17 protein-coding genes are annotated in these 17,294 nt (G+C 65.0%); 10 read left to right on the top strand and 7 right to left on the bottom strand.

The window, feature by feature from the left end; translation table 11 throughout:
• Nucleotides 1–34: 34 nt before the first annotated feature.
• From ACQY7X_RS00355 to ACQY7X_RS00315, 9 genes are all read left to right on the top strand, one after another.
• Nucleotides 35–523, top strand: coding sequence for a winged helix-turn-helix transcriptional regulator (locus tag ACQY7X_RS00355; RefSeq protein ID WP_428247849.1), 489 nt, complete (start codon nt 35–37; stop codon nt 521–523).
• A gap of 25 nt (nt 524–548) precedes the next feature.
• Nucleotides 549–1,136: a 2-hydroxychromene-2-carboxylate isomerase gene (locus ACQY7X_RS00350; protein WP_428247848.1), complete on the top strand. Its 588-nt coding sequence runs from the start codon at nt 549–551 to the stop codon at nt 1,134–1,136.
• Nucleotides 1,137–1,182: 46 nt separating this feature from the next.
• Complete coding sequence (locus tag ACQY7X_RS00345; protein WP_428247847.1) at nt 1,183–2,415, top strand: MFS transporter; 1,233 nt, start codon at nt 1,183–1,185, stop codon at nt 2,413–2,415.
• A gap of 32 nt (nt 2,416–2,447) precedes the next feature.
• Nucleotides 2,448–3,833 (top strand): MFS transporter, encoded by a 1,386-nt coding sequence (locus ACQY7X_RS00340; RefSeq protein WP_428247846.1) that lies wholly within the window; start codon nt 2,448–2,450, stop codon nt 3,831–3,833.
• Nucleotides 3,834–3,905: 72 nt separating this feature from the next.
• Nucleotides 3,906–4,343: a carboxymuconolactone decarboxylase family protein gene (locus tag ACQY7X_RS00335; protein ID WP_428247845.1), complete on the top strand. Its 438-nt coding sequence runs from the start codon at nt 3,906–3,908 to the stop codon at nt 4,341–4,343.
• Nucleotides 4,344–4,409: 66 nt separating this feature from the next.
• Nucleotides 4,410–5,303 carry a pirin family protein gene (locus ACQY7X_RS00330; RefSeq protein WP_428247844.1) on the top strand — a complete coding sequence of 298 codons (894 nt, stop codon included), beginning with the start codon at nt 4,410–4,412 and terminating at the stop codon, nt 5,301–5,303.
• A 5-nt stretch (nt 5,304–5,308) separates the two neighbouring features.
• Entirely contained in the window at nt 5,309–6,067 is a 759-nt protein-coding gene (gene ppk2, locus ACQY7X_RS00325) for a polyphosphate kinase 2 (RefSeq protein ID WP_428247843.1), read from the top strand.
• A gap of 28 nt (nt 6,068–6,095) precedes the next feature.
• Nucleotides 6,096–7,229, top strand: a complete 1,134-nt coding sequence (locus tag ACQY7X_RS00320; RefSeq protein ID WP_428247842.1) for an NAD(P)/FAD-dependent oxidoreductase — start codon at nt 6,096–6,098, stop codon at nt 7,227–7,229.
• An 8-nt stretch (nt 7,230–7,237) separates the two neighbouring features.
• A complete protein-coding gene (locus ACQY7X_RS00315) occupies nt 7,238–9,313 on the top strand; it encodes a molybdopterin oxidoreductase family protein (protein ID WP_428247841.1) in 2,076 nt (691 codons plus the stop codon).
• On the opposite strand, the gene ACQY7X_RS00310 is transcribed toward ACQY7X_RS00315, so the two are convergent.
• The 6 genes from ACQY7X_RS00310 to ACQY7X_RS00285 form a co-directional block, all read right to left on the bottom strand.
• A complete protein-coding gene (locus ACQY7X_RS00310) occupies nt 9,310–10,104 on the bottom strand; it encodes an inositol monophosphatase family protein (RefSeq protein ID WP_428247840.1) in 795 nt (264 codons plus the stop codon). The genes ACQY7X_RS00315 and ACQY7X_RS00310 overlap by 4 nt on opposite strands.
• 2 nt (nt 10,105–10,106) lie before the next feature.
• Nucleotides 10,107–11,462 carry a TldD/PmbA family protein gene (locus ACQY7X_RS00305; protein WP_428247839.1) on the bottom strand — a complete coding sequence of 452 codons (1,356 nt, stop codon included), beginning with the start codon at nt 11,460–11,462 and terminating at the stop codon, nt 10,107–10,109.
• 10 nt (nt 11,463–11,472) lie between these two features.
• Nucleotides 11,473–11,754 carry a hypothetical protein gene (locus ACQY7X_RS00300; protein ID WP_428247838.1) on the bottom strand — a complete coding sequence of 94 codons (282 nt, stop codon included), beginning with the start codon at nt 11,752–11,754 and terminating at the stop codon, nt 11,473–11,475.
• A gap of 5 nt (nt 11,755–11,759) precedes the next feature.
• Entirely contained in the window at nt 11,760–13,235 is a 1,476-nt protein-coding gene (locus ACQY7X_RS00295; protein ID WP_428247837.1) for an adenylate/guanylate cyclase domain-containing protein, read from the bottom strand.
• A 63-nt stretch (nt 13,236–13,298) separates the two neighbouring features.
• Complete coding sequence (locus ACQY7X_RS00290; RefSeq protein WP_428247836.1) at nt 13,299–14,810, bottom strand: UbiD family decarboxylase; 1,512 nt, start codon at nt 14,808–14,810, stop codon at nt 13,299–13,301.
• Entirely contained in the window at nt 14,810–15,733 is a 924-nt protein-coding gene (locus tag ACQY7X_RS00285; protein ID WP_428247835.1) for a DMT family transporter, read from the bottom strand. Before ACQY7X_RS00285 ends, ACQY7X_RS00290 begins: the two co-directional genes overlap by 1 nt.
• A 66-nt stretch (nt 15,734–15,799) precedes the next feature.
• Between ACQY7X_RS00285 and ACQY7X_RS00280 the strand changes: the two genes are divergently transcribed.
• A complete protein-coding gene (locus ACQY7X_RS00280) occupies nt 15,800–16,531 on the top strand; it encodes a hypothetical protein (protein ID WP_428247834.1) in 732 nt (243 codons plus the stop codon).
• Here ACQY7X_RS00280 and ACQY7X_RS00275 read toward each other — a convergent pair whose 3' ends face one another.
• The gene (locus ACQY7X_RS00275) at nt 16,532–17,281 is read right to left on the bottom strand and encodes a hypothetical protein (protein WP_428247833.1); all 750 of its coding nucleotides are present in this window, start codon (nt 17,279–17,281) and stop codon (nt 16,532–16,534) included.
• Between the last annotated feature and the right edge of the window lie 13 nt (nt 17,282–17,294).

Raw genomic sequence — 17,294 nt, 5'->3', positions numbered from 1 at the left:
CTAAATCTTTGCATGGGAGCATTGCGGTAGAGTCATGCGCTGGCAGGAACTGGATCGCGAGGCCTGTTCGGTGGCCCGCTGCGTGGCGGTGGTCGGCGACCGCTGGAGCCTGCTGGTGCTGCGCGACTGCTTCCTCGGCGTGCGCCGCTTCGATGATTTCCAGCAGCGTCTCGGCATCACCCGGCATGTGCTGGCGGATCGCCTGAAGGGTCTGGTCGAGGAAGGTGTGCTGAAGCGCGTCGCCTATCAGCAGCGCCCGGAGCGGTTTGAATACCGGCTGACGGAAGCCGGCCGCGACCTCTATCCGGTGATCATGGGCCTGGTTGCCTGGGGCAACAAGCACCGCGCTGGCGCGCGCGGCCGCCCGGCCCTGCACCGGCACAAGGCCTGCCAGCATCATTTCGACGCGGTGATGGTCTGCTCTGAATGTAGTGAACCACTGGATCCGCGCGAGGTAGAGGTGGAGCCGGGGCCGGGCCTGCCGCGCAATCAGCAGCTGAGGCATCTGCCGCCGGCATCTTAAGAAAACAGAGACATGGGAGGGAAAAGTGAAAAAAGTGGAATTCCTGTTCGATTACGGCAGCCCGACCTGCTATCTCGCCTACACACAGCTTCCTGCGCTGGCTGCGAAACACGGCGCTGAAATCGTGTGGAAGCCGATCCTGCTCGGCGGCGTGCACAAGGCCACCGGCAACCGTTCGCCGGTGGAAGTGCCGGCCAAGGGTGTGTGGATGCTGCAGGATCTGCAGCGTTTCGCCAAACGCTACGGCGTGCCTTACAAGACCAACCCGCATTTCCCGATCAACACGCTGCTGCTGATGCGTGGCGCCGTGGCGATGCAGCGTGAAGGGCGCCTGCTGCCCTACAGCGACGCCATCTTCAAGGCGATGTGGGTGGATGGCCTGAACCTGGGCGATCCGCAGGTGATCGGCGGTGTGCTGGCCAAGGCCGGCTTCGACCCGCAGGCTTTGCTGGCGGCGACGAATGATGAAGCCGTGAAGCAGCAGCTCAAATCGGAGACCGAGGCGGCGGTGGCCCGCGGCGTGTTCGGGGCGCCGGTCTTCTTTGTCGGCGAGGCGATGTTCTTCGGCCAGGACCGGCTCGATTTCGTTGCCGAGGAACTGGCGGCAGCTTGACGCGCCGGCTTGACGTGGGGGCGTTAAAGCCGTCCCATAGCGGGTAATGTCCGAGTCAAAACCCGCCGGGAATCTCTCCAGTCAACGCCTGCTCTGGATGCTCTGCACCGCTGAAGTGCTGAGCATGGCCGGCTTCTCGGCGTTTCCCGCTTTGCAGCCGGCCTTGAGTGCCGCCTGGCAGTTGAGCGCGGCGGAGGCTGGCTGGATCAACGGCCTGTATTTCGCCGGCTATACCCTGGCGGTGCCGTTCCTGGTTGCCTTCACCGACCGCAGCGATCCGCGCCAGGTGATGCTGGTGGGGCTGGTGCTGGCGGTTGTCAGCAATCTCGGCTTCGCGCTCTGCGCGGAAGGCTTCGTCAGCGCCGCCGTGCTTCGCTTCATTGCTGGCGCGGCGCTTGCTGGTACCTATATGCCCGGCCTGGTGCTACTCACCGATCATGTGCAAGGCCCGATGCAGTCGCGCTCGGTCGCCTTCTATACCTCCACTTTCGGCATCGGCAGTGCCGGCTCCTTCCTGGTGGCCGGTGAACTCGGCGAGTTGTTCCCCTGGCCGGTCGCCTTCATCGCTGCCGGCCTGCTGGCCGTGTTGGGCCTGCTGCTGGTGCTGTTCGGCCTGCCGCGCCGGCCTTTCGAGCAGCGTCCCGCTGTGCCGGTGCCGTTCCGCCGGGTGCTGGATTTCCGCCCGGTCTTCGCCAATGGCAACGCCATGCGCTATGTGCTCGGCTATACGCTGCATTGCTGGGAGCTGTTCACCGTGCGCTCCTGGATCGTCGCCTTCCTGGCGGCGCGCGAGGCGGCAGGGGCCGAGGCTCTATGGCGGCCCTCCACGGTGGCGATGATCGTGGTGCTGGTCGGCGTGCCGGGCAGCATCCTGGGCAATGAACTGGCGTTGCGTGTGGGCCGTGTACGCGCCATCGTCGGTGTTGCCGTTATCACGGCCTGTCTTGCCGCCCTGGTCGGCTGGTCCAGCGCCTGGCCGGCCTGGCTGCTGGGCGCCATGCTGGTAGTATATAAATTCATGATCATGGCCGATTCCGGGGCGCTGACCGCCGGTGCGGTGGCCGCCGCCGAGCCGGAGCGCCGGGGTGCCACCATGGCGGTACATTCCACGCTCGGATTCCTCGGTGCCTTCCTCGGTCCGGTTGTATTCGGCCTCACCCTGGATGGCCTGGGGGGCCCGGGTCAGCCGATGGCCTGGGGCATCGCCTTCACATCCCTGGCTGCCATCGGCTTGCTGTCGCCGCTGGTCCTGCTTACCCTGGGGCGTACCCGCCCCTGAGGCCCTCGCAAGGGGCCAGCCCTGAGTTCCCAATGCTTATCCCGCTCATCGTCGCCTGCGCGCTGTTCATGGAGAATCTCGACTCCACGGTGCTGGCCACGTCGCTGCCCGCTATCGCCCATGCCTTCGGCGAGAGTCCGCTCAAGCTCAACCTGGCGATCACCTCCTATCTTTTCGCGCTCGCCGTGTTCATCCCGATCAGCGGCTGGATGGCCGACCGCTACGGCACCCGCACGGTATTCCGCACCGCCATTATCGTTTTCACGCTGGGCTCGATCCTGTGCGGCCTCAGCCAGTCCTTCTGGGAACTGGTTGGCGCCCGTGTACTGCAGGGCATGGGCGGCGCCATGATGGTGCCGGTCGGCCGTCTGCTGGTGATCCGCTCCACCAGCAAGGCGGAACTGGTGCGCGCCATGGCCTTCCTCACCCTGCCGGCGCTGATCGGCCCGGTGATCGGTCCGCCGCTCGGCGGCTTCCTCACCACCTATCTGTCCTGGCGCTGGATATTCTGGATCAACGTGCCGTTCGGCATTCTCGGCGTCATCCTGGTCAGCATTTATATTCCCAATACCCGCGCCGCCGCCGTGCCGCCGCTCGACCGCAGCGGCTTCCTGCTTTCCAGTATCAGCCTGCTCGGCCTTGTCTTCGGCTTCGAGACCATTGGCCGCGACCTGATGCCGGCCTGGGCACCGCCGGTACTGATCGGCTGCGGCGCCGTGGGTTTGTGGCTCTATCTGCGCCATGCGCGGCGCACCGAATATCCGGTACTGGACCTGCGGCTGCTGCAGGTGCAGACCTTCCGTACCTCAATCACCGCCGGCCTGTTCTTCCGCATCGGTGTTGGCGCCGTGCCCTTCCTGCTGCCGCTGATGCTGCAGATCGGCTTCGGTTTGAGCGCCTTCCAGTCCGGCATGATCACCTTTGCCAGTGCCGTCGGCGCGCTGGCGATGAAAGCCACCGCCGGGCCGATTCTGCGCCTGTTCGGCTTCCGCAGCGTGTTGCTGGCCAATGCCGTGGTCAGCGGCTTTTTCATCTCCATTCTCGGCTTTTTCCGGCCTGACTGGCCGGCCTGGATGATGCTGGGTCTGCTGCTGGCCGGCGGTTTCTTCCGCTCGCTGCAATTCACCAGCATGAACACGCTGGCCTATGCTGATATCCCCACCGAGCGCATGAGTGCCGCCACCAGCTTCTACGCCATGGCACAGCAGGTGACGCTCAGTGCCGGTGTTGCTATCGGTGCGCTGGTGCTGCATCTCACCGCCCTGATGGCCGGCGACCGCGCCCTGGTGCCGGGTGATTTCACGCCCGCCTTCCTCACCGTCGGTCTGGCTTCCATCGCCTCGGTGCTGTTCCTGCTGCCATTGCCGAAGAATGCTGGCGAGGAAGTGAGCGGCCATCGCCTGCCGCCGCCGAAATAATTCTTTTCCTGCTGTCACAGCCTGACGGCGAGGGACGTCTTTGAGGGTGTATCCCCCTTGGAGGCCCGTGCCATGCACCCCCGTATCGCTTTTTCCGAAGTTCCCGCCGATCACCGCAGCCCGCTGATGGCGCTCCACAAGACGCTGGATGCTTCAAGCCTGGGCAAGACCCTGGTGGAGCTTGTTTACCTGCGCGTCTCGCAGATCAATGGCTGCACCTATTGCATCGATATGCACACTACCGCCCTGCTCAAGGCCGGGCTGGACAATCGCAAGCTGGCGACGCTGATGCATTGGCGCGAGACCGCCTGGTTCGATGCCCGTGAGGCCGCCGCCCTGGCCTGGGCCGAGGCGCTGACCCGCTGCGCCGATGGCTGGCCCGATCCGGCGCTCTATGCCGAACTGGAACGGCAATTCAGCCGGGCCGAGATCATTGATCTGGTTTATGCCATCGGGCTGATGAACGCGCTCAACCGCACCGCTATTGCTTTCGGCCAAGGGCCGGCTTGAACGCTTCAGTCTTGACCCGGCGGGGCGCCTGGGCTACCCGGAAGGGAACCAGCAGGGAGCCCCGCCATGAGCGATGCGACGGAATCCAACGCCTTCGTCGAAATGCAGATTCAGCCGCGCAGCCAGGATCTGGGCGATGGCTTCATGGTGCGGCGCGTGCTGCCCTTCATGAAGCGGCGTCATATCGGCCCCTTCGTGTTCCTGGATCATATGGGGCCGGCGCGTTTCGAGCCGGGCCATGGCCTGGATGTGCGGCCGCATCCGCATATCGGGCTGGCAACCGTCACCTATCTGTTCGAGGGCGAGATCATGCATCGTGACTCGCTCGGCTATCACCAGCCGATCCGGCCCGGCGATGTGAACTGGATGACCGCCGGTTCCGGTATTGCCCATTCCGAACGCACCCGCGCCGAACTGCGTTCCAGCGGCCAGTCGCTGCATGGCGTGCAGGCCTGGGTGGCGCTGCCGCTGGAGGCCGAGGAAGTTGATCCGAGCTTCCAGCATCATCCGGCAGCCAGCCTGCCGGAACGCAGCGCGCCGGGTGTCACCTGGCGCCTGATCGCCGGCACCTATGATGGCGTCACCTCGCCGGCGCAATGCCTGTCACCGATGTTCTATATCGATCTGCGGCTTGAGGTCGGCGCGCGTTTCGTGCTGCGGCCGGAATATGCCGAACGTGCCGTGCATATGTCGATCGGCGGTGCGGTGATCGGCGGCCAGGCTTTCGAGGAAGGCAGCATGGCGGTGCTGCGCGAAGGCGGCGATGTGGTGATCGAGGCACCGGCACCCTGCCGCCTGATGCTGCTGGGCGGCGCGCCGCTGGATGCGCCGCGCTTCATGTGGTGGAACTTCGTTTCCAGTTCCAAGGAGCGTATCGAGCAGGCCAAGGCGGATTGGCGCGAGGGCCGCTTTGCCAAGGTGCCGGGCGAGACCGAGTTCATTCCACTGCCGCCGGGCTGAGCCTCATGCAGGGCGAGGGTGGCTACGAAGACGAACTGCGCCGGCTGCAGATCGAACTGGTGAAGCTGCAGCGCCACCTGATCGCGCGTGGCGAGAAGGTGCTGATCCTGCTGGAAGGCCGCGATGCGGCGGGCAAGGATGGCAGCATCAAGCGCCTGGTGGAGCATATGAGCCCGCGCGAAACCCGCGTGGTGGCGCTGGCCAAGCCGAGCCAGCGCGACGAGGCGAGCTGGTATTTCCAGCGTTGGGTGGCGCATCTGCCGGCGGCCGGTGAATTCGTGCTGTTCAATCGCTCCTGGTATAATCGTGCCGGTGTCGAGCATGTCATGGGGTTCTGCTCCAAGGCGGAGTACAAGGAATTCCTTACCAGCGTGCCGGATTTCGAGAAGCTGCTGCTGCGCGGCGGCATCCATTTGAGCAAATACTATCTCGATATTTCCAGGGCAGAGCAGAAGCAGCGGCTGGCCGAACGGCGCCAGGATCCCCTGGCGCAGTGGAAAACCAGCCCGATTGATGACGTAGCGCTGCGGCGCTACGACGACTACACCAAGGCGCGCGATGCCATGCTGCTCAAGACCAGCAGCCGCCACGCGCCCTGGTATGTCATCTGCGCTGATCGCAAGAAACAGGCGCGGCTGGCCCTGATCCGACACATTCTTTCGTGCTGGGAGTATCCGGGGAAAGGAAAGCACCTGGAGCCGGATGCGAAGCTCGTTTTTACCTTCGCGCCGCGCTATTTGAAGCAGGGGCGGCTCCAATCCTAGAGTCGCCATTGCAACGCGCGAGGATGGCATGAGCAGCGAAGCAGCCGATATCGTCATCATCGGTGGTGGCATTGCCGGTGCCGGCGCTGCCTATGCCCTGGCGCCGCATCGCCGCGTCATCCTGCTCGAACGTGAAAGCCAGCCCGGCTATCACACCACTGGCCGTTCGGCGGCATTGTTTTCGGAAACCTACGGCAACGCGCCGATCCGCGCGCTGACCGTGGCGAGCCGCGATTTCCTGATGCAGCCGCCCCAGGGCTTCAGCGACACGCCGATCCTCACGCCACGCGGCGTGTTGCAGGTTGGCATGGCGGACAAGGCTGACCAGCTTGATGCCGCCTATGAGGAGATGCGCCGGCTGGTGCCCAGCGTGCAGCGCCTGGATGCCGCTGCTGTGCTGGCGCAGGTGCCGGTATTGCGGCCCGAGATGGTATCCGGTGGTGCTGTCGCTGAACCACATGCCATGGATATCGATGTCCATGCCCTGCATCGCGGCTTTCTGCGCGGCGCGGCGGCGGCCGGCGCGCGCATCATCAGCGATGCCGGCATCACGGCGCTGGGCTATGTCGGTGGCGGCTGGCAGGTGGAAACGGCGCAAGGCAGCTTCCGCGCCGACATGGTGATCAACGCTGCTGGCGCCTGGTGCGATGCGGTGGCAGCCCTTGCCGGCGTCAGGCCCATCGGCCTGGAGCCGATGCGGCGCACGGCACTCACCGCCGACATGCCGGCGGGCCTCGATTTCCAGCATTGGCCGATGGTGATCGATGCCGATGAAGACCTCTATTTCAAGCCCGATGCCGGCCGCCTGCTGATCAGCCCGGCGGATGAGACGCCATCCGAACCCTGCGACGCCCAGCCGGATGAAATGGATATCGCCATCGCCATCGACCGTTTCGAAACCCTGACCAGCCTGAATGTACGTCGTGTTACTGCCAAATGGGCCGGCCTGCGCAGCTTCGTGGCCGACCGCACCATCGTCGCCGGTTTCGATGCCGAGCTGCCGGGCTTTTTCTGGCTGGCCGGGCAGGGCGGCTATGGGATTCAGACCTCGGGTGCCATGAGCCGGGTTGCCGGGGCGCTCGCCTTGGGCCAAGCTCTGCCGGGCGATATCCAGGATCTCGGCCTCACCGAGGCGGATATCGGCCCCAGCCGCCTGAGGTAGCCTGTCCGATGAACGCCCTCTCCCCAGCCAAGCCGATCATTGCGCGCAGCGCCTGCCCGCATGATTGCCCCTCGACCTGTGCGCTGGAAATCGAGAAGCTGGATCAGTTCCGTATCGGCCGCGTGCGTGGTGCCGAGGCCAACAGCTACACGGCGGGCGTGATCTGCGCCAAGGTGGCGCGCTATGCCGAACGCGCGCAGCATCCAGACCGGCTGCTGAAACCGCTGCGCCGCACCGGGCCGAAAGGCTCGAACCAGTATACCGAAATCTCCTGGGCCGAGGCGCTCGACCGCACGGCGGAAGCCTTTCTCGCCGCCGAGCGCAAATTCGGCAGCGAAACCGTGTGGCCTTATTATTATGCCGGCACGATGGGGCTGGTGCAGCGCGATGGCATTCACCGCCTGCGCCACGCCAAGCGCTATTCCGGTTTCCATTCCACCATCTGTGTTGCGCTGGCCTGGAGCGGCTATATCGCCGGCACCGGCAACCTGCGCGGCCCCGATCCGCGCGAGATGGCGAAAAGCGATTGCGTGGTGATCTGGGGCACCAATGCGGTGCACACGCAAGTGAACGTGATGACCCACGCGGTGCGGGCGCGCAAGGAGCGTGGCGCCAAGATTGTGGTGATCGATCCCTACCGCAATGCAACTGCTGAACAGGCCGACATGCATCTGATGCTGCGGCCCGGCACCGATGGTGCCCTGGCCTGTGCGGTGATGCATGTGCTGTTCCGCGATGGCTTTGCCGACCGCGAGTATCTGGCACGCTATACTGATGTGCCAGCCGAACTGGAAGCGCATCTGCAATCGCGCGACCCGGCCTGGGCCGCGGCGATCACTGGCCTGAGTGTTGCCGAGATCGAGGCTTTCGCGCATCTGCTGGGCGAACGCAAGCGGCATTACCTGCGGCTCGGCTATGGCTTCTCGCGCAGCCGCAATGGTTCCTCCAACATGCATGCGGCGGCTAGCATCGCGGCGGTAACTGGCTCATGGCAGCTTGAAGGCGGCGGCGCTTTCCACAATAACGGCGCGATTTTCCATTGGGACAAGTCGTTGATCGAGGGCCATGAGCTGCGCGACCCGGCAATCCGCATGCTGGATCAGTCACGCATCGGCCCGGTGCTGATGGGCGAAGCCGAGGCGTTGCAGAACGGCCCGCCGGTGACGGCTTTGCTGATCCAGAATACCAACCCGGTGGATGTGGCGCCGGAACTGGCCAAGGTGCATAAGGGATTCGCGCGCGAGGACCTGTTCACCTGCGTGCATGAGCAGTTCATGACCAATACCGCCAGGATGGCGGATATCGTGCTGCCCGCCACCATGTTCACCGAGCATGACGATATCTATCAGGCCGGCGGCCAGCAGCATATTCTGCTTGGGCCGAAGATCGTCGAGGCGCCGGGCGAGGCGCGTGAGAATCACTATGTAATCTGCGAATTGGCGAAGCGGCTCGGTGCCGAGCATCGCGGTTTCAATATGACCGCACGCGAAATCGCCGACTGGACGCTCACCGCTTCCGGCTGGTCCGATGTCGAGACGCTTGAGCGAGAGTTCTGGATCGATTGCCAGCCGGATTTCCGTAGCAGCCATTTCCTTGATGGCTTCGGCCATCCCGATGGCAAATTCCGCTTCGCGCCGGACTGGGCGGCGATGGGGCCGGATGGCTACAAGCTGCCGAAGCTGCCGGATCATGCCTTGCTGATCGAGGAAGCCACGCCCGAAACGCCGTTCCGCATGGTGACGGCGCCAGCGCGCAATTTCCTCAATTCCACGTTCACCGAGACGCCGACCTCGACCAAGCGCGAGGGCCGGCCCGGCGTGATGCTGCATAGCCGCGATGCCGCCGCGCTGGGCGTTGCCGATGGCGATGTGGTGCGGCTCGGCAATGCGCGCGGCGATCTGGCGATTCACGCCAAGCTGTTCGATGGCGTGCAGCCCGGCGTGGTGATCGTGGAAGGCATCTGGCCGAGCCACACCTTCATCGAAGGTATCGGTATCAACCTGCTGATCGGCGCCGACGCCGCCCCGCCCAATGGCGGTGCCGCCTTCCATGACACGGCGGTGTGGATCAGGAAAAGCGCTTAATCGTGGCCGTCGTGCTTGCGCGTCTTGAGCAGGTCGACCAGTTCATCATGCAGCCACGGGCCGGTGGCGATCACGCTGGGATGGCGGTGGCGCCGCGCGTCATAGCGCAGCGCCAGGCCATCGGCGGTGCTGATGCGGCCGCCGGCTTCGCGCACCACCAGATCGGCGGCTGCGATATCCCAGTCGCTCTTTTCGCTTAGACTGATCGCCGCATCGAAGCGGCCCGCCGCCACCAAAGCCATGCGATAGGCGATGGAATTGCGGTGCTCGAATTCCGCCTTGCCGGTGCGGGCGAGCCAGCCATGGCGGTCGAAGGTGCGGCGGCTGGCCAGCAGGCGGGCTTCCGCCAGGGCGCCATGGCCGGAGGCGCGGATCGGCTTGCCGTTCAGCTTGGCGCCGTCGCCGCTGGCGGCTTCATAGAATTCATCGGTGGCGGGATTGTAGATCGCCGCCAGCACCGGCTGGCCTTCCGCCATCAGCGCAACGCTGACAGTGAATTCCGGCTTACCGGCGATGAAGGCGCGGGTGCCGTCGATCGGGTCCACCACCCAGGTGGCGGCATCGCCCACGGCCGCCGCCGAGGCGCTTTCCTCCGACAGCCAGCCATAGCCGGGCCGGGTATCCACCAGCCGGGCGCGCAGCAGCTTGTCGATGGCGATATCGGCTTCCGAAACCGGATCGTTCGGCTGCTTGTTCCAGGATTTCACGCCGTCGCGGAAATACTTCAGCGCCAGCGTGCCGGCTTCGCGCACGGCATCCAGCAGCAGCGGGCGATCCTCCAGATGGCGCATGATCAGCGCCCGGCGATGGTCATGCCTTCCACCAGCAGGGTGGGGGCATCGGTGCCATAGCGGAATACCAGGTCGCTCGCCGGGGTGATGCGCTTGAACATCTCCTTGAGATTGCCGGCGATGGTGATTTCCGAAACCGGTTCGGTCAGCTTGCCATTCTCGATCAGGAAGCCGGCGGCGCCCCGGCTGTAGTCGCCGTTGAGCGGGTTAATTGACGAGCCCATCATCTCGATCACATAGAGCCCGCGCTTGATGCCGCTGAGCAATTCCTCGACGCTCTGTTGGCCGGGGCTGAGATAAAGATTGGTGGCGCCGGGCGAAGGCGGCGAGGACGTGCCGCGCGAGGCATGACCGGTGCTCTTGAGGCCAAGCTGGCGTGCGGTGGCGCAATCCATCAGCCAGGTGGTGAGGCGGCCCTGGTCGATCAGCTTGCGGCGCTGGCGCGCCACGCCTTCCATGTCGAACCAGCGCGAGCGGAAGCCGCGCGGCCGCAGCGGATCGTCGATCACATCAAGGCCGGGGGCGAAGATTTCCTCGCCCATCTTGTCTTTTAGGAAAGAAGTGCCGCGCGCCACCGCCGCGCCATTGATGGCACCGGAAAGATGGCCGATCAGGCTGTTGGCGACGCGGTTCTCGTACACCACCGGCAAGGCCTGGCTTTCGATCTTGCGCGGATTGAGCCGGCGCACGGCGCGCTCGCCGGCCGAGCGGCCGATCACTTCGGGCGCGGCGAGATCGGCAAAATGCAGCGTGGCGCCATAATCGTAATCGCGCTCCATGCCGGTATCCTTGCCGGCGATGGCGACAGCCGAGAGGCTGTGCGAGCCGCTGAAGCCGGCGCCGCTGAATCCATTGGAGGCGGCATAGGCCGTAAGCCCCAGGCTGCGCGAGGCCGAGGCGCCTTCGGAATTGGTCACGCCGTTGACGGCCAGGGCAGCGGCTTCGCAAATCTTGGCGCGGTCCAGCAACTGCGCCATGTCGAGTTCGACGCCATCGAGCTGATCAAGGTCCACGGCATTGGTGGCCAGTTCCGACGCATCGGCGAGGCCGCAGAATTTGTCCTCCGGTGCCAGCTTCGCCATTGCCACGCCGCGCTCGATCAGGGCGGCCACGGCTTCCTTGCCGAAATCGGTGGTGGAGACGCAGGCCTGGCGCTGGCCGATCAGCACGCGCAGGCCGATTTCGCGGCTCTCCGAGCTTTCCACGTCTTCCGGCTGGCCCAGCCGCACACCGGCGGAAAGCGAGCGGCTTTCATGGTAGACGGCATCGGCGGCATCGGCGCCGGCCTTGCGGGCGGCAGCGATCAGATCACCGAGCAGGGATTTGGCATCATCAGCGCGTGTATTGAAATCAGTCATGATTATCCACTTACTCTTGAGCGTCTTCCATACGATACGCCATATAGCTGACAAAGGCGACAAAACAACCCAGCACCCAGCCGAGCCAGTGCAGCCGCTCGCTCCATTGCCGCCAGTCATCATCGCTGAAGCGCGCCAGGATCTGCGCCAGGAACTCGACGCAGAGGAAGCCGATAGCGGCACCGAGTGCTGCCGAGAAGGCCAGATTCCAGGCGCTGCGCATCAAGGCCCAGGGATGCCACCAGGGCAACAGGTCGCGCTCGCTGGCGCTGCGGAGCTTGAACAGCGGCATGGCGTTTAATGGATCGTCGGCGGGGTTTCGGGCTGCGGCGTACTGCCGGCCTCGGGTGCCGGAGCGCCGGGCAGTGCGGCGCCATCGCGCGGCAGCATCCACACCACCATGCGTTCGCGCAGGCCACGGATCGCCTGGGGGCGCATCTCGGTAAGGTCACGCAGCGGCGCCAGATCACCCCGGGTTTCGTGCTTCAGCCGTTCGACGAAGGCTTCGCTGATGCAGAGTGAGGCGCCGACATTGCGCGTCATCTGCTCCAGGCGGTGCGCCACGTTGACGGTTTCGCCGACCAGGGCATATTCGACGCGGTGCTCATCGCCAATATTGCCGAGCGTCAGCGGGCCGAAATGCAGGCCAACGGCAAGCTGCAAGGCCGGTTGGCGCAGAGGGGCGCGTTGGCGGTTCAGTTGCTCGATGGCCTGATGCATGGCGCGGGCGGCAAGCAGGGCGGAGGAAGCATCGCGCAGGCCAGCGCGCGGCGTGCCGAAGGAAGCCATGATGCCGTCGCCGAGATACTTGTCCAGTGTGCCCTGCTGCTCGGCCACGGCATGGGCCAGGCGGCGATGCACCTCGCGCAGTAGCGCGATAGTCTGGGCTGGCGACATATCATCGGAAAGCCGGGTGAAGCCAACAAGGTCGGCGAACAGCACGGCGGCATCAAGCTGGCTGACGGCGCCGAGCGGATCGTCCATGCGCTGCAATTCCTCGGCGATATGCGGCGAGAAATGGCGGGCGAGGTTGCGCCGGCCGCGTTCGCTCTCGATCTGGCGTGCCACCAGATGGCGGGCGCGCACGGCGGCTACCATGAGGATGACGCCGATCAGCCCGATCAGCACGATGCGGCGGATCATGTCGCCATAGGAAACCCGCCAGGGATCGAGCAGGAAGGCGAGGCGGTCCAGGGCCGAGATATTGGCGACATTCATCGGCAGCAGCATGGTGTCGACACCGGGCCGTATCGCGATGCTGACCGTGACCACCGCCCAGGTGATCATCGCCGCCAGCGTGGTGAAGAACACCGTGCGGGCCGACTGGCCCAGCGCCGCGAGCGCCAGGAACAACGGCAGATACAGCACCGTATCGAAGCTGAGCATCATCGGCGGCGGTAGCGGGTTCGGATCGAACGGGTTCGGCAGCGCGATGGCGGCGCCGATGAAGGCCATGTCGATGAACGGGAACAGCCAGTGCATCCAGGGCCGGTCGATGCCCGGCTTGCGCACCAGAAGCTGGATATAGGCGGAAAGCGCCAGCGCCAGCAGCCAGGGGTAATAGTTGATCGCCAGCGGCCAGCGCATCTCGGTGGTCAGCAGCGTGGCAACGATAGCCAGGGCGACGAAGCGCAGATTGATCGCGAGCTTGAGGCCTTCGTATTCTTCCGCCTCGAAGGCCCGCCCCAGGCGGCGCTGTTCGGCATCAACGAGCTGATCGCAGCCTTGGCCGCAGATCGCATCATGCATGCGCTGCCAGAGCGTGGATTTCATCGCAACCGGCCTCCAGAACCGGTGATTGTCAGGATACCGCCCCGCACCCGTGGGCGCGAGGGGCTATTTCCAGATCGGCTTGCCGGACCCAGGAAGCCCGAGTTTCGGCCATTTCTCTGTGACGGTGCGCACCACCTCGGCATCCATGCCCAGCTTCTCGCCCCATTCCCGCTTGGTCTCGGGCGGCCATTTGTTGGTGGCATCCAGGCCGATCTTGCTGCCCAGGCCGGATTCCGGCGAGGCGAAATCGAGATAGTCGATCGGGGTATTCTCGATCAGCGTGATGTCGCGCGCCGGGTCCATGCGGGTGGACATGGCCCAGACCACGTCCTTCCAGTTCCGCGCATCGATGTCATCGTCCACCACGATCACCCACTTGGTGTACATGAACTGGCGCAGATAGGACCACACCGCCATCATCACGCGCTTGGCATGGCCGGGATAGGCTTTCTTGATGCTCACCACCGCCACGCGGTAGGAGCAGCCTTCCGGCGGCAGCCAGAAATCCACGATCTCGGGAAATTGTTGCCGGATCAGCGGCACGAACACATCGTTCAGCGCCTCGCCCAGCACGCTCGGTTCGTCCGGCGGACGGCCGGTGAAGGTGCTCAGGTAGATCGGCTTGCGCCGCCTTGTGATGGCCGTGACGGTGAAGACCGGGAATTGCTCCACCGAATTGTAATAGCCGGTATGGTCGCCATAGGGACCTTCATCGCCGTATTTATCCAGCGACACATAGCCTTCCAGCACGATCTCGGCTTCCGCCGGCACTTTCAGCGGCACGGTGCGGCAATTCACCAGTTCCACCTTCTTGCCGCGCAGCAGGCCGGCGAACTGGTATTCGGAGAGCGTTTCCGGCACCGGCGTCACGGCGGCCAGGATCACGCCGGGATCGGCGCCGATCACCACAGCGGCGGGGAAGGGCTCGCGCTTGCCGGCCTGTTTCCAGCGCTGATGCTGCTGCGCGCCGCCGCGATGCTTCAGCCAGCGCATCAGGGTCTGCTGCTTGTTCAGCACCTGCATGCGGTAGATGCCGAGGTTGAAGCTGTCCTCGCGCGCATCACTCGGCCCCTTGGTCACCACCAGTGGCCAGGTGATCAGCGGTGCCGGCTCGCCGGGCCAGCAGGTCTGGATCGGCAGCGCAGTGAGGTCGATGTCATCACCCTGCAGCACCACTTCATGCACCGGGCCGTTGCTAACCGTTTTCGGCGCCATGGCCAGCACGTTCTTCACCAGCGGCAGCAGGCCGAAGGCTTCGCGCAGGCCGGCCGGCGGCTCAGGCTGGCGCAGGAAGGCCAGGGTCTCGCCCACTTCCTTCAGTTGTCCCGGTTCGCGGTCCATGCCCCAGGCGACGCGCTCGACAGTGCCGAACAGGTTCACCAGCACGGGGATGTCGCTCACGCTGCCATCGGCCTTGATCGGCTTCTCGAACAGCACCGCCGGGCCATTCTCGGCCAGCAGGCGGGTCTGGATTTCGGTCATCTCCAGCACAGTCGAGACCGGCTCGGTCACGCGCACCAGGCGGCCCTTGGTTTCGAGCTGGGAGATGAAGTCGCGCAGCGAGGCATAGGCCATCAGGCAGTCTCCTGTTGCGGCTTGTGGGTGGCGAGGTAGAGGCCGGGCAGCACCAGGGCGCTGCCGATCCAGTGATAGAAGGCAAAGCTCTCGCCGAGCAAGACCCAGGCCATCACCGCCGTATAGATCGGCGAGAGATACAGCATCAGCCCGGTCTTGCTGGGGCCCAGATGCTTGGTCATGTAGCCATAGGTGCTGTAGGCGCCGATGCCCGGCACGATGATCAGGGTGATGATCGCCAGCAGGGTGCGGCCATCCATCGCGGGTGGTCCGGCAGAGATGGTTTCCAGCACCAGGCCGGGCAGCAGCAGCAAGGCGCCGGCACCGGTGATGCCGGCGAGGCGTCCATTCACGCTCAGCTTGGTCGGCCAGCGTTTGAGCAGCACGGTATAGACCGCCCAGGCGACGGAAGCCGCCAGGATCAGCAGGTCGCCGAGCGAGAAGGAGAGGCTTTTCAGCACGGCGATGTCGCCGCGCAGCACGATCACCAGCACGCCGGTCAGGGCCAGCGCCGTACCCAGGCCCTGGCGCAGGTTCATCGCCTCGCCGAACCAGATGCGCGACAGCAGGATGATGATCACCGGCGAGGTGGCGTAGATCAGGCCGATATTGGTGGCCGTGGTGCTGGCCGCGCCCCAGTAGACACCGGCGCCGCAGATCACCATGCCGAGGAAGCCGAGCACCGCGAACTGGCCGGCTTCCTCGCGGATAGCGGCGCGGTGGCGCCACAATTCGCGGCCACAGAGCAGGCCCAGCACCAGGCAGACCCCGGTCCAGCGCCAGAAGGCGAGCGCCACCGGCGGAATGAAGTCAGCCGTGGCCCGCGCCATCACCATGTTGGTGGTGAACATGGCCGGCGTGATGAACAGCAGAATCTGCGCCAGCTGCTGGTCGCGGGCGGTGGAAGCAGGGGGAGTACTCATGGCGGCGGAGAATAGGCCCTGCGGCGGGTGCTTTCCAGGGCTGCGCCGGACTGCTAGGACAAGGCGATGCGCCGCTTTCCCGCCGAATTCGCCGATCTGCTGAGCCGCCAGGGCCAGGCCCTGCTGGCCGGGCGCCATGGTGCCGCCGGCAAGCTCGCCGATCCGCGTACCCGGTTCCTGGCGCTTTCCGGCCTGATCGATGCCCGCCAGGCCAAAGGCGCCGCCGGTTTGCTGGAAGCCACCCTGGGGCCGCATCTGCGGCTGATGGCGCAGCCGATCCCGCCCGAGAGTATCTGGGAGATGCGGGAGAATTATGCCGAGCAACTGCCCAAGGTGATGCGCCAGCGCACGCTGCATCTGGATGGCGGCAAGGGCGTCGGCCTGGCGGCGGCGGCGGATATCGGCCTCATCGCCATGCTGCGTTCAGCCAGCTACCGGGCTTTCGCCGAGGCGCTGGCGGGCCGGTCCTTGCGGCGCAGATACGGCCTGCAGGCCATTGCCTATCATCCCGGTGATTATGCCGGGCCGCATAACGACCACCACCCGGAAGAGCCGCTGGCGCGCCAGGGCTATGTCGACATGCATATCGGCTTCTGCACGCCGGGCGCCAAGAGCCAGCTCTTGGTCTATGCCAAGGCCGGGCATTTCAGCGAGGTGGTGGAGGTGGTGGGCAACGGGCTGGTGAATGCCTACCGGCTGCCGTTCTGGCATTACACCACGCCGCTGATCCCTAAGCGCGGCCAGACGGAAACCGCCCGGCGCTGGATCCTGCTCGGTACGTTTCTGTACGCGAAATAATTAAGGCGCCAGATAACCGCCCTTCGGCTCCGGCCCGAGCGTGCCGCCGGCTTCCTTCACGGCCTTCTTATAGGCGGCTTCGGACTTGTAGGCGCCGCGCGGCTTGAAATCAGCCATGGTGGCCGGGCGCAGTTCATGCGTGCGCGGCATCACCTTGAAGATGCCGCCATCGCGTCCCAGGATCGGGATCGGGCGGTTCCAGCGCGAATAGACCCGGCGCGTTGAGCCGCCATGGCTTTTCATGCTTTCCCATTCTTCCGGGTCGAAGGCGAAAATCTTCTCGAAGGAAGCCACCATCTCCTTGATGAAGGCCAGTTCCGCCAGCTCCATGCGGGCGATCATCCAGCAGCGGTCCTCGAAAATCCAATAGACCGAAAGCCCGATGAACTCGCCCTTGGCGGTGATGTAGGGGAAGAACGGGAAGGCACGGCAGGCGATGGTGCGGTTGTCGCGCTCGCAGAAGGCGGCGCCCTTGCACTCGATGGCGCAGGTCGAGGCCGGCAATTCCTTCACGATCTTGCGCGAGGTGGCGTCCTTGGCCTTGAAGCTGGACCAGAGGTCGGTACGGCTTTTCAGCAGGGCGAATTCCGCCTTGTGCACGACGGGAATGGCGTTGCCCGTGGTGCAGCAGACCGGCTGGCCGCCATTCAGCGGGGCGCATTTGCGGCCACAATCGTATTTCGAGATCGAGGCGTTGAATTGCTTGTAGACGTCGCCGAAATGCTCCGGCGTGATTCGGGTCTTGGTCATGCCCGCACTATAA

Origin of the sequence: Ferrovibrio sp. (genome assembly GCF_965278975.1) — a bacterium.
Classification (GTDB): Bacteria; Pseudomonadota; Alphaproteobacteria; order Ferrovibrionales; family Ferrovibrionaceae; genus Ferrovibrio.
Note: the sequence above shows the minus strand (reverse complement) of the source record. Positions and strands in the feature narration are given on the sequence as shown.

Bases quoted from the DNA above. Each gene is read 5' to 3' on its own strand.
- ACQY7X_RS00355 (WP_428247849.1), top strand. From the start codon at position 35: ATGCGCTGGCAGGAACTGGATCGCGAGGCCTGTTCGGTGGCCCGCTGC.
- ACQY7X_RS00345 (WP_428247847.1), top strand. From the start codon at position 1,183: ATGTCCGAGTCAAAACCCGCCGGGAATCTCTCCAGTCAACGCCTGCTC.
- ACQY7X_RS00340 (WP_428247846.1), top strand. From the start codon at position 2,448: ATGCTTATCCCGCTCATCGTCGCCTGCGCGCTGTTCATGGAGAATCTC.
- ACQY7X_RS00335 (WP_428247845.1), top strand. From the start codon at position 3,906: ATGCACCCCCGTATCGCTTTTTCCGAAGTTCCCGCCGATCACCGCAGC.
- ACQY7X_RS00330 (WP_428247844.1), top strand. From the start codon at position 4,410: ATGAGCGATGCGACGGAATCCAACGCCTTCGTCGAAATGCAGATTCAG.
- ppk2 (WP_428247843.1), top strand. From the start codon at position 5,309: ATGCAGGGCGAGGGTGGCTACGAAGACGAACTGCGCCGGCTGCAGATC.
- ACQY7X_RS00320 (WP_428247842.1), top strand. From the start codon at position 6,096: ATGAGCAGCGAAGCAGCCGATATCGTCATCATCGGTGGTGGCATTGCC.
- ACQY7X_RS00315 (WP_428247841.1), top strand. From the start codon at position 7,238: ATGAACGCCCTCTCCCCAGCCAAGCCGATCATTGCGCGCAGCGCCTGC.
- ACQY7X_RS00310 (WP_428247840.1), bottom strand. From the start codon at position 10,104: ATGCGCCATCTGGAGGATCGCCCGCTGCTGCTGGATGCCGTGCGCGAA.
- ACQY7X_RS00305 (WP_428247839.1), bottom strand. From the start codon at position 11,462: ATGACTGATTTCAATACACGCGCTGATGATGCCAAATCCCTGCTCGGT.
- ACQY7X_RS00300 (WP_428247838.1), bottom strand. From the start codon at position 11,754: ATGCCGCTGTTCAAGCTCCGCAGCGCCAGCGAGCGCGACCTGTTGCCC.
- ACQY7X_RS00295 (WP_428247837.1), bottom strand. From the start codon at position 13,235: ATGAAATCCACGCTCTGGCAGCGCATGCATGATGCGATCTGCGGCCAA.
- ACQY7X_RS00290 (WP_428247836.1), bottom strand. From the start codon at position 14,810: ATGGCCTATGCCTCGCTGCGCGACTTCATCTCCCAGCTCGAAACCAAG.
- ACQY7X_RS00285 (WP_428247835.1), bottom strand. From the start codon at position 15,733: ATGAGTACTCCCCCTGCTTCCACCGCCCGCGACCAGCAGCTGGCGCAG.
- ACQY7X_RS00280 (WP_428247834.1), top strand. From the start codon at position 15,800: ATGCGCCGCTTTCCCGCCGAATTCGCCGATCTGCTGAGCCGCCAGGGC.
- ACQY7X_RS00275 (WP_428247833.1), bottom strand. From the start codon at position 17,281: ATGACCAAGACCCGAATCACGCCGGAGCATTTCGGCGACGTCTACAAG.